At 64.8% G+C, this 11,278-nt stretch carries 9 protein-coding genes and 2 pseudogenes; 7 read left to right on the top strand and 4 right to left on the bottom strand.

Going from position 1 to position 11,278, the window contains the following annotated elements:
- The first annotated feature begins 653 nt into the window (after nucleotides 1-653).
- Nucleotides 654-998, top strand: a complete 345-nt coding sequence (locus tag HSX43_RS19315) for a hypothetical protein (protein WP_179381781.1) — start codon at nucleotides 654-656, stop codon at nucleotides 996-998.
- 239 nt (nucleotides 999-1,237) lie between these two features.
- Here HSX43_RS19315 and HSX43_RS19310 read toward each other — a convergent pair.
- A pseudogene (locus tag HSX43_RS19310) lies at nucleotides 1,238-2,407 on the bottom strand (IS3 family transposase).
- Between the two features lie 28 nt (nucleotides 2,408-2,435).
- Nucleotides 2,436-3,668 (bottom strand): helix-turn-helix domain-containing protein, encoded by a 1,233-nt coding sequence (locus tag HSX43_RS19305; protein ID WP_179381780.1) that lies wholly within the window; start codon nucleotides 3,666-3,668, stop codon nucleotides 2,436-2,438.
- A 181-nt stretch (nucleotides 3,669-3,849) separates the two neighbouring features.
- Here HSX43_RS19305 and HSX43_RS19300 point away from each other — a divergent pair, with 181 nt between their 5' ends.
- The 4 genes from HSX43_RS19300 (at nucleotide 3,850) to bla (ending at nucleotide 9,418) form a co-directional block, all read left to right on the top strand.
- Nucleotides 3,850-5,667, top strand: a complete 1,818-nt coding sequence (locus HSX43_RS19300) for a serine hydrolase (RefSeq protein ID WP_179381779.1) — start codon at nucleotides 3,850-3,852, stop codon at nucleotides 5,665-5,667.
- Nucleotides 5,668-5,879: 212 nt separating this feature from the next.
- On the top strand, nucleotides 5,880-6,164 hold the full coding sequence (locus HSX43_RS19295) for a hypothetical protein (protein WP_179381778.1): 285 nt from the start codon (nucleotides 5,880-5,882) through the stop codon (nucleotides 6,162-6,164).
- 146 nt (nucleotides 6,165-6,310) lie between these two features.
- A complete protein-coding gene (locus tag HSX43_RS19290; RefSeq protein WP_179381777.1) occupies nucleotides 6,311-8,497 on the top strand; it encodes a glycoside hydrolase in 2,187 nt (728 codons plus the stop codon).
- Between the two features lie 12 nt (nucleotides 8,498-8,509).
- The gene (bla, locus tag HSX43_RS19285) at nucleotides 8,510-9,418 is read left to right on the top strand and encodes a class A beta-lactamase (protein ID WP_179381776.1); all 909 of its coding nucleotides are present in this window, start codon (nucleotides 8,510-8,512) and stop codon (nucleotides 9,416-9,418) included.
- Nucleotides 9,419-9,550: 132 nt separating this feature from the next.
- Here bla and HSX43_RS19280 read toward each other — a convergent pair whose 3' ends face one another.
- Entirely contained in the window at nucleotides 9,551-10,174 is a 624-nt protein-coding gene (locus HSX43_RS19280) for a recombinase family protein (RefSeq protein WP_179381775.1), read from the bottom strand.
- A 71-nt stretch (nucleotides 10,175-10,245) separates the two neighbouring features.
- Here HSX43_RS19280 and HSX43_RS19275 point away from each other — a divergent pair, with 71 nt between their 5' ends.
- Complete coding sequence (locus HSX43_RS19275; protein ID WP_179381774.1) at nucleotides 10,246-10,599, top strand: type II toxin-antitoxin system RelE/ParE family toxin; 354 nt, start codon at nucleotides 10,246-10,248, stop codon at nucleotides 10,597-10,599.
- The gene (locus HSX43_RS19270; RefSeq protein WP_208454681.1) at nucleotides 10,596-10,892 is read left to right on the top strand and encodes a helix-turn-helix domain-containing protein; all 297 of its coding nucleotides are present in this window, start codon (nucleotides 10,596-10,598) and stop codon (nucleotides 10,890-10,892) included. Before HSX43_RS19275 ends, HSX43_RS19270 begins: the two co-directional genes overlap by 4 nt.
- Nucleotides 10,893-11,005: 113 nt before the next feature.
- On the opposite strand, the pseudogene HSX43_RS19265 reads toward HSX43_RS19270, so the two are convergent.
- Nucleotides 11,006-11,086, bottom strand: a pseudogene (locus HSX43_RS19265) (cytochrome d ubiquinol oxidase subunit II); the annotation flags it as partial.
- Between the last annotated feature and the right edge of the window lie 192 nt (nucleotides 11,087-11,278).

Genomic DNA, 11,278 nt, shown 5'->3' with positions numbered 1-11,278 from the left:
TCCTGATGAAAACCACCCCGCCAGCGCTTGAGACTCTTGCGGTCTCCACGCTGCCGCTCAACACTCAAACCCAACCGGAAAATTCCAGATCAAACCGGCCCTAACCGCGGGGGAAGGTCAATTGAGCCTGAACAGATTTCAGAGGATGTGCAGCACCTCAACCTTTTCGTAAAAGACCCTCTCGCTGAGAGGTTAATCGATGCCCTATACGCATTACCCAAGAAATTACGGCCTGATTTTCAATTTGAACTAGAGCCGCAGCCTAAACCAAAACGTATCTATCTCAAAGAGAAGGCGGCGTTCCGAGACGCGATGCATGATAGAGGCTATGCTGGGACGTTCATCACACATGACGACTTCAGCGTCTTCTACGAGAACTTTGCCCCTCGAAACTACGCTGACCCTGAAAACGATTGGGTTCGGCACCCAAGTTTGAATGTCTTTGCGACCGGTGACCTATTGAAAAATAGGGCGTCAAGAGCTCCTAAACAATGGGCCATCGCTCTGAATGTGTTCAACCGCTTCGCCCGGTTCTTTGACACCTACTTCGCTATCGCTACTCCCGAGTTGCAGCGGCGGGCAATGCATCATGCCCGCCATACCGTCTTCGAAAAGACCCGCCCTTTGAAGACTACTGGGAGTTCCTTTCCGAGATGCCCCGTGGCTTCCCCCACGCCAAGTATCGGTTCCCGTCCCTTGGATGGATTACCTACATCTCTGAGGAGGCGGCGAGGGACTACGCCCTCGACCTCGACGCACTGCGCCGCCTCGCAATTGACATTCAGGACTGTGGAGAGACGGTGAGCGCCGGACAGCCTTGGCGCTTCCAGTTCCACGAGACGGCCGAGGATTGGAAGACCAAGACGCCCGCTCTCATCGAAGCCACCCTCACCGCCGACCGCCACCGCTACCGTGAGGAGGATTGGCGCGAGCTGCCCAATGAGGTGAAGACCTACCGCCGCTGGCCCGAACTGTTCGAGATGATGGGGGACGGATAGCTCGTGGCGAAGTTTGAAATAGTGACCGACGCAGGCGATCTGCGATGAACGGTTCACGCCCTCTCAATGTCATCGCGCCCCGCCTGTTGTCTCGCCTTCGTGGAGTCCGATCAGACACGCCAAGACAGGACCGCGGACACCTTTTTCCTTGGGAAAAACCAGTGATCACGGTGCGCCCGTGACCTGAGCCCCGACTTTCCTCCGGTAGTGGGGAGAGTCCTGGGGTTGATGTCTGCGCGCTACGCGGCCTTTTCGTCCAGTCTGATCTGCGCGGGGAATTCGGCCGGCGGGACGTTCCCCAGGGCAGAGTGCGGGCGGCAGGTGTTGTAGTCCTCCCGCCATGCCCGGACCGCGGTCCGGGCATGGCGGAGATCGCTGAACAGTGTCTCGTTCAGAAGCTCGTCACGGAGCCTTCCGTTGAAGCTCACGACGAAGGCGTTCTGGGTCGGCTTGCACGGCGCGATGTAGTGCCAGTCAATCTTCGTCCGCTGGCACCAGGTCAGGATCGCGGTGCTCGTGAATTCGGTGCCGTTGTCCGAAACCACGGTCGCGGGCCTGCCTCGGGCGGCGATGATCGCGTCCAGCTCGCGGGCGACCCGGGCCCCTGACAGGGACGTGTCGGCGATGAGGGCCAGGCATTCCCGGCTGTAGTCGTCGACCACGGCCAGCAGTCGGAACCGCCGCCCGTCGGTGAACGCGTCGCTCACGAAGTCCATTGACCATCGCTGGTTCGGCCCACCAGGCACGACCATCGGTCTGCGCGTGCCGAGCGCGCGCTTGCGCCCACCCCGCTTCCTCACCTGCAACCCTTCCTCGCGATACAGCCGCCTGAGCTTCTTGAGGTTCATCGCGATCCTCTGGCGGCCGAGCATGACATGGATCCGTCGGTAGCCGAACCGCCGCCGCTCGGCCGCCACCGCCTTCATGGCCTCCCTCGCCTCGGCGTCGTCGGGCCGGACGCTGCGATAGCGGATGCTCGACCGATCGAAGCCCGTCACCATGCACGCCCGCCGCTGGCTCACGCCGTGCGCCTCGGTCAGATGGGCCACGACCGACCTCTTCGCGCTCGCCCATTGTCCTCGGACCAATGGCGGACAAGGGCTCGCCATCACCACTTTTTGCGGTCACGTCCGTTCGCGGGGCCGCTCGAACCGATGGCGCGACCCGCTCACCATCGCGTTGTCCAGCATCTGCTCGGCCAGCAGCTTCTTCAGCTTCGCGTTCTCGTCCTCCAGCGCCTTCAGTCGCCGCGCATCGGACACCTCCAGACCCCCATACTTGGCCTTCCACTTGTAGAACGTCGCCGAGCTGACCCCGTACTTGCGGCAGATGTCGGCCGTCGCCACGCCCGCCTCCTGCTCTTTCAGCACCGCGATGATCTGCTCCTCGCTGAACCTCGATCTCTTCATCCGTCCATCTACTTCGTCGGGACAGACTCTACCCAAATCTGGAGGAGGAAACGGGGCTCAGGTCACCCGCCATCCGGCGCCTGGCGGTCGGGGTCGTGCCGGTCCGGGCCTTGAAGGCGGTATAGAAGGACGAACGGGAGTTGAACCCGACCTCGTAGGCGATGGACAGGATCGTCTGATCGCCCCTGTCCACGAGATCGAGGGCCTCGTCGATGCGCCAGCTGTTCAGATAATCGAAGAAGGACAAGCCGAGCCGTTCGTTCAACGTCTGCGACACGTAGTTGGGCACCACGCCGACATGTCTGGACAAGTCCCCGAGGCTCAACCCGGCCTCGCGATAGAGGCGATCGTGCCGCATTGCCGCGTCGAGCTTGCGCGCGATCTGCGCGGCGCGATCCCCGTCGAGCGCGCTTTTGACGTATTTGACCTCGGCTGCGAGCCGCACCTCCTGCGGTGGGCGCGACGCAGCCGTATCCGCCGGCCGCAGGCTCCACAGCGCAACGACGAGAAGAATTATAACGACCAACAGACTGTCGAAGATCGCGTTCAGGGGGTTCTGACGGCCGAACATGACCAGGAATTGGCTCGCAAGGCAGAGAGCGGCATAGCCCCCGAGCGGGAGTGTGAGTGCGCCGATCCACCGCATCTCGGTCACCTCGCTGGTGGCGTGATGATTCTTGAGTTCGCGGAGGTGGAACGCCAGGCAGCGGACCAAGACAAAACTGAGGATCATCCATTGGACGTAGATCAATAGCTCCATGATCGCCAGGCCGCGCCCGACCAAGCCAGAAATTGGAGGCAGTTCGGCAAGTGCGCTCCAACGGAACGCCGAAGTGCGGTCGATTTCGGGCAGAAAGAGGAAGGCGACACAGACAAAAGCCGTCGCGACGGTGAGCATGAGATGCGGCGCGAGCGTCCGCCTGTTCGGGGTCCACGGCTCGCGGGTGGTCAGGACGCACACGTGAAATAGCAGGGCTGGCCCGATAGCGGTGGTCACGGTGAAGCTGAAGGCACGAAATGCGTCGCGGACGATCGGGGTGTCGGTACCGAAGACGGTTTCCGTTATCGCGGAAAGCTCACTCGCAGCGATTAGCGCGAAGAAGGCCACGAGATAGCGGTTCGCATGAAACCGCCCCCGCATGGTGAGGCCGAGCATGGCGGCGAGGCAGGCAATCGCGAACCCCGAGGCCTGCATGACAACGAAGAGGCTGTCCAAATTCATGGAGCGGTCCGATCTGTGTTCTTCCTGCTGCTGGTGCATGGACTACCACCATCGACCGGAGTCTCAATCCCACCCGCATGACCGATGCGCGATCGGTGGCGACAGGACGGTCTCGCAGATCGTCTGTCCGTCCTCGCAGGATCGGACGATCGCCGCGGAACGGACGATCTAGGTGGGCTCAGGTCCGACTTCCCGGGCCGGTTCACTTCAGTAGGCCATCATGACCGTTTTCGATTCAAACCTCCTCTCGCAAGCGCCCCGGACAGCGCTGGAAAGTTTTGCGCAGGCGACGGATGCGCCCGCCACGTTGCTCCAGGTCTGGCGCGATGGCCTGTCCGTCCGTGCAAGCGACGGCGTCTCGGACATCGGCACGCGGGCCGCCGCGGGGCCGGACCAACCCTTCGAGGTCGGGTCACAGACGAAGATGATGACCGCGGTCGTCGTGTTGCAGCTTGTGGCCGAGGGACGCGTCGACCTCGACACGCCGTTGGGCGACTATGTCGATGGCGCGATCCTGGAGGGCATCCCGAATGCCGACGGCGCGACCGTGCGCCAGCTCCTCGCCAACCGGTCCGGGGTGCCGGACTTCTTCGAAATCACGGGCAGCACCGGCCAACCCGAGGTCGTCGAGCGGCTCCTGATGGACCCTGACACCCCGATCGGTACGGACGACCTCCTCGACCTGCTGCGCGGTCGGCCGGCCGACTTCGAGGCGGGCACGGAGTACGCCTACTCGAACACGAACTTCATCCTGCTGGAGAAGCTGGTCGAGGCGGTCACCGGCAATACCCTTTCCCGGGAGATGTCCGATCGCATCTTCGTGCCCGCCGGTATGGAGAATACCAAGCTCGACAATGCCGACCGGGACGACGGGCGCCTGAGCAGCTACACCGATCTCGGGACCGGCGATCTGATCGACGTGACGGAGGCACCGCTGGACGTCGCCGGTTCCGGGGGCGTCGTCTCGACGACCACCGACATGATCCGGTTCCTCGACGCGCTCCTCGTGTCGAAGACGCTGCTGCCCGAGGACCTGCTGGCGCAGATGACGGATTTCAGGGCACCGGACGGCACCCCCGACGGCAACGGCTTCGGGCTCGGACTGGCGGGGAACGTCATAGACGGACAGACCTTCATCGGCTTCCAGGGCGGGACACTCGGTACGAACACGGCGACGCTCCTGCATGTCGAAAGCGGCACGATCGTCTCGGTTGCCGTGACGCGGTCGGACATCGACCCGTCCGAGCTCGTGCGGGACGCGTTCGACATGATCTTGGGGGACGATGCCTGGGCGCGGTTCGATGCGGAGTCGGAGCGGTTCTCGGTCACGGGCACGGCAGCGGAGATCGAACTTTCGGAAGGCGTCGGGGCCGACGGCGACACCGAGACGACCTTCGATCTGGACGGAGCCCGACTGACCTTCGAGGACGGCATCGCCAAGCTCGATGGAGATCGGTTCGAGTTCGCCGACGGCTCCGTCCTAGCGACCGGTGACGCTAGGGCGGACCGGATAGACATTCTCCGTGATAATGCGGAGGCCGCCCGCTCGGACAACCAACTCCTGGGTCTGGGCGGTCGCGATCATCTCGCCGGGGGACATGGGGACGACCGTATCCTGGGCGGGACGGGACGCGACCTGCTCGACGGACGATCGGGAGATGACAGTCTGGATGGCGGGGCCGGGCGTGACCTGCTCTACGGGCGCTGTGGGGACGACCGGCTCGAAGGCGGCGCGGGGCGCGACCTGCTGCGGGGCGGTGATGGGGCAGACACCCTCGTGGGTGGTTCGGGTCGCGACAATCTGTTCGGCGGGAACGGAGCCGACGTCTTCGTCTTCTCGAAAGGGGATGGCAAAGATCTTATCGTAGATTTCGACGCCCGCGAAGACCGGTTGGACCTGTCAGGGACGGGACTCGGCTTCGAGGATCTTACCTTGCGGTGGAGCGGCGACACGTATCTGGAAGTGGAATACGGTACGGGGGAATTGATCGTTCTCGGAGAGCTGGGCGCGCTGGACGAGGCGACATTCCTCTTCTGAGAGCGGCACCGTACCCCGCCTGTCGCCGATGAACCGATGCCGTGTCGAGGGCGGACCGCCCCGATACGGCTCGGGCATCGATATCACGACGCCGACCTCATCTGTCCGGCCCGACAAGCACGGACGAACCCTTGCGGGCGGAACCCTAAGGCGAAGCGGACAACCGAACCGGCCCGGGCAGCGACCAGAGTAACAGAGCAGGACCACGTCACATGAAGCGTACACGACATTCCTCAAAGAGCCGATGGGCCGCCCTCGGCCTGTTGCTCATCGGTTCGGCGACGGCTGCAGCCGACGGTTGGGAGATCGTCCCCGCACGCACGGCGCTCGACGACACCATCGCGGGCCTCCTGCCGGAGGCGCAATTCAACGATCACGGCAATCTCGCGGCGATTGCGCGTGTCGAGGGTGCAGCGCCGTCGCAGCTCGTCTCACCCATAGAGGAGGATATCATTCGGGAGGACAGCCTTCTGCCGGAGAGGGAGGACGCCGAATGAGCACACGGACCGAACGCATGGGCCGGGGGCCTGTCATCACACCTCTGGCGATGGCCATCGGATCGGCCGCTTGCCTGGCCTGCTTGGCCGCCGCGACGGCTGAGGCCGAGATTCTCGACTTCCGGAGCGAGGGAGCCTCTTTTCGGATGAACACGGACACCCTGGAGCTGTCCGGCGCGCCAGAGGGGCAGATCGTCCGCGTCCTGTCGCAACCGGGGTTCGACGCCGAGACGGTAGACCTCCGGACCTCGCCCCTGGGAGCGGCCTGGAGCGCGGCCACGACGGAAGGCACCTACAGCATACAGGTTGGCGTGACGGACGGATCCCTGACGGTTTCGATCACGTCGGACGAAGAGGGGCGGCTGCATTGGCCCGTCACGTCGCCACGACCCGACATTCAATACGCCCTCCCCATCCTCGGCGAGGGGCGACGGGTTCCGGCAGGTCATGGGGAGTGGCAGCACTTCCTGACGGAGGTTCTGGACGGCCTTCCGGCGGCGGAACATCTGACCCAGAGCTTCTTTACCGAGCAGAACGAGGTCTATTCCACGACCTGGCTTCTGCAAACGCACTGGGACGCGGATGTCAGCTACGACGTCGAGAACGATCTTCTGTCGGTCGGCTTCCGGCATGAATTCACGCCGCTGAACCTGGGGGAAGCCTACCGGATCAGCATCCGGTTCGGCCCGGCGAACTGGATCGACGGCGCGTCGATCAACCGCGCCCATCTACAGGAAACGGGTGTGTTCAAATCGCTGAAGGACAAGATCGCCGAACGCCCGGCCGTCGGCAGGCTCGCCGGTGCGCCGCATATCTACCTCTGGGAAAAGGGGCCGCTGAAACCGCGGGACGTCACCGCCTGGCGGCGCTTCATGCGCGTCTTCGGCGACCGTCGGGAGGTGGCCGGAACCCTGTCCCGGAAGCTCTGGCAGGGGATGCCGGAGGACATGCGCGCCGACGTGGACACGGCCGTGACGGAGGCGCGGGGCGAGGCGGGGTTCGTCTCGCAATACAGCCGCGCGGTGATGACCCGGGCGGTCAACGCGGCCCTGCCGGAGGCCGTACCACGAGGCCCGGTAAGCCCCCTGCCCGGTGGGCACGACCCGGAGGCCGGCGCCGGCTATGTCGCGGATCTCCGCGCTGCCCTGGCATCGGAGTTCGGCGACAGCCTCGCCCCGCCCGAAACCTGGGGCGGCGGCCTGTCCACGGGCATCGTGACGCGCCTCGCCGAGGCGGGGATCCGGCACGCCTGGCTGGGTGCGGAGAACTGGCTGGACGCGATCTGGCACCCCGAGGCGGTCGCTCTGGCCAAGGAGGCGGGGTATCTGGTCGGGACGTATGACAGCTATGCCAGCGCCCACGCGGAGGCGACCGAGGGAACCTGGCAGACCGCGCAGATGGGCGACGCGATCTTCGACGACGCGGCGTTCCGCGACGAGACCGGCGCACCGGTCTCTGGGTTCCGCGGCAAGGGCGCCTACCTGAACGCAGCCGCGCTGGAGAACTACGCCCGGCGGCGCATCGGGGCGGTGTCCGACGCCGCCGGGCTGAACAGCTACTTCCTGGACGTGGATGCGACCGGGCTGGTCTTCGAGGACCATACCGAGGGGCGGGAGACGACCCGCGCCGAGGCCCATGAGGCGGTCAGGGACCGGCTGGCCTTCACCTCCGGCGATCTGGGCCTCGTCCTCGGCTCCGAGACCGGCACGGCCGCCTTCGCGGACCGGATCGACTTCTCGCACGGGATCGCGACGCCTGTCTTCGACTGGATGGATCCCGGAATGCGGCGGAAGCCGGACCCGGACTTCTACATCGGACCCTATTGGCCGGTGGAGGCGCCCGACCGCTTCTTTGCGCCCACCCGCGTCCCGCCCCTGATGGAGCGCGTCATCTACGACCCGGCCTTTCGCCTGCCCCTGTACCAGATCGCGCTGCACGACGCCGTCGTGACGACCCATCACTGGCATTTCGGATCGCTGAAACCCGAGGGGCAGCAGGTGCGCAACGCGATGTTCGAACTGCTCTACATGATCCCGCCGCTCTATCACCTTAGCGACGCGACCATCGAACGCGACCTTCCGGCCATCGCCCGGCAGGTCGCGGCCTTCGCGCCGCTGCACGACCGTCTGATGACGCAGGCGATGGTCGGCTTCCGCCATCTGTCCGAGGATTTCCTGATTCAGGAGACCCGCTTCGAGGACGGAACCCGGCTGATCGCCAACTTCGGCACGGAGCGGGTCGCCCTTCCCGACGGGTCCGTGCTGGAGCCGTTATCGGTGCTCGCCCGCATTCCCGGACAGGCTCCGCAGATCATCGCCTTGTCGGCCGATTGAAAGGATAGTCCCATGCGCTTCATCCCCCGAAAATCGCGGTCGTTCGCCGCCGGCCTCGCCCTCTGCCTGCTCTTCCATACGGGCGCCGCGTCGGCCGAGACTGCGGCCGAACGCGACCTCGGAGAGACGGTTCGTGACCTGGAGGTCGAACTGGACGCGCGGATCGGCGTGTCGATTCGCGACAGCGCGTCCGATTGGGAATGGAACCGCCGCGAGGACGAGCGGTTCGTGATGGCCAGCACGTTCAAGTCGGTCCTCTGCGGCGCGGTGCTGGATCGGGTGGATGACGGGGCCCTGGCGCTCGACCAGGCGGTCGAGATCGAGGCGGGCGACATCCTCGACTACGCCCCCGTCGCGGAGGATCACGTGGGCGGGACGCTTACGGTCGGCGAGCTCTGCCATGCCACCCTCGACCTGAGCGACAACACCGCCGCCAACCTGCTGATCGACCGGCTGGGCGGGCCCGGGGAGGTGACGGCCTTCCTGCGCCGGATCGGCGACCCCGTCACGCGGCTCGACCGCATGGAGCCCGACCTCAACCTCTTCGTCCCCGGAGATCCGCGCGACACGACCAGCCCTGCGGCGATCCGGGCGACATGGGAGACGATGCTGCTCGGCGACGCATTGTCCCCGGGCGCGCGTGCACTGCTTGCCGACTGGATGAGCGATGGCGGCGTGACCGGCCAGCTGATCCGGGCGCATACCCCCGAAGACTGGCAGGTGGCTGACAAGTCGGGCGGCGGCCGGCACCATACACGCAACCTCGTGGCGATGGTCACACCGCCGGGTAGCGCGCCCTACTTCGTCGCGATCTTTCTCTCCGACACGCCGGCGGACTGGTCGACCCGGAATACTGCGGTGGCCGAAATCGCAGCTGGCGTGGTTGAGATTCTCAGCGCGCGCCACGCATCCGTTCGATGAGCTGCAGCTCACCGCGTTGCTGGATCACGTTCCACTGGACCGCACTTCGGAAACGGCCCGCCACCGTTTTCTATGATTCTCATCGCGTGACGCAGCCGGGACCGACCCAAGCGGAACGGTCCCGGCACTTCGTCAGGCCGGCGAAGCCGTCGTGGTCGCGGTGTCGGGTTTTGGCGGCCGACTCACCTGCCAGACGCTCGTAGGGCTGATCCCGAGCTGACGTGCCACTGCGCTCGGCCGAACGCCTTCAGCGAGGAGGCGACGGACCTCATCGACGTTAATCGACGCCTTCCGACCTTTGTAGACGCCGCGTGCCTTTGCCTTCGCGATCCCTTCCATCTGCCGCTCGCGCCTGAGGTTCGTCTCGAACTCAGCAAAGACGCCCAGCATGTCGAGGAACGCTTTGCCCGCGGGCGTCGAGGTGTCGATAGGCTGCTCGGTCGCCCTGAGGGTTGCGCCCTTCGCCTTCAGCTCGCGGATGATGTCCCGCAGGTCGCCCATCGATCGAGCCAGCCGATCGACACGGGTCACGACCAGCTCGTCGCCGGGCCGGATGAAGTCGAGCAGCGTGCGGAGCTCGTCCCTGCCCCGCACTGACGTCCCGGAGACTTTCTCGGCGCGGATCACGCGACAACCAGCCTTCTCCAGCGCCTCGTATTGCACTTCGAGATCCTGGTCGGTGGTCGACACCCACGCGTAGCCGTAGCTGCTGCCGGGCGGGACAGGAGCGTTTTCGCCGTTCCATGAAATGCTCATCGTCGGGTTCTCCTCTGAGGTTGAACCCGGATCAGCTTGCCCGTTTATATCCGATTCGATATAGAGGCTGCATGAAGCGGATCGTGTTCCTCGGCGACGCCCTCGATCAGGTGCGGTCCTTTCCCGAAGGCGCGCGGAAAGAGGCGGGCGGACAGCTGCACAAGGTTCAGGTTCAGCAGGGGCTGGAGCCGAGCGATTGGAAGCCGATGGGCACGGTCGGTTCGGGCGTCCGGGAGATCCGTATCCGCGAGGACGGCGGCGCCTTCCGTGTTCTGTACGTGGCTCAGTTCGCAGAAACTGTCGTCGTGCTGCACGCGTTCGAGAAGAAGGCGCAGAAGACTCCTGGGCGGGACCTCGATCTGGCGGATGACCGGCTGCGGGCGTTCACCACCATCAACATCAATACAAAGGAGAAGAAGCGATGACCGACGACGACATGGAAGTGCAGTCCTTCGACTCGGTCTGGGACGCTATCGAGGACACGCCCGAGGAAGCGGCCAACATGCGGCTGCGCTCCGAACTTCTGACCGCCGTCGAGCAGGAGGTTCGGTCCTGGGGTCTGACACAAGCAAAGGCTGCCGAGCGGCTCGGGGTCACCCAGCCGAGGCTGAACGACCTGCTGCGCGGGAAGATCGCCAAGTTCAGCCTAGACGCCCTCGTCGACCTGTCGGCCCGCGCGGGGCTCGCCGTGAAGCTGGGCGTCGAAAGGGCCGCGTAGGCATTGCGGCGGCATGCCCATGCGAAACTTTACCGCCGCCTGACCAGACCTCCGATACTCGGAGGTCTCCGGTCTGGTCAGGCTCATCGCGTCATTTCACCGTTGCTTCGCAAGACAGATGCTCCCCCGAGGATCAGCCAGGTCTCGTTGCCGTCCCAGACGGGGGCCACGGAGTTCATCATCACGTCGCGGTCCGGCTTGAGGTGGCCCTAGATTTGTAGATGGTTTGCCGCCTTACTTTGAGGTCAGGAGGCCGAGATGGTTTTGACCTTCCCCCCGGTCTCCGGGCCATTGCGAACTGGAATTTTCCACCTTTGAATGGACGAAGGAGGAAGACCCATGAAGCGGAAGCGTTTCACAGAGTTGGAATGGGACCGTGGCCCCAG

The sequence above is a fragment of the Jannaschia marina genome (assembly GCF_013404595.1).
In the GTDB taxonomy this organism is placed as follows: Bacteria; Pseudomonadota; Alphaproteobacteria; order Rhodobacterales; family Rhodobacteraceae; genus Jannaschia; species Jannaschia marina.
Note: the sequence above shows the minus strand (reverse complement) of the source record. Positions and strands in the feature narration are given on the sequence as shown.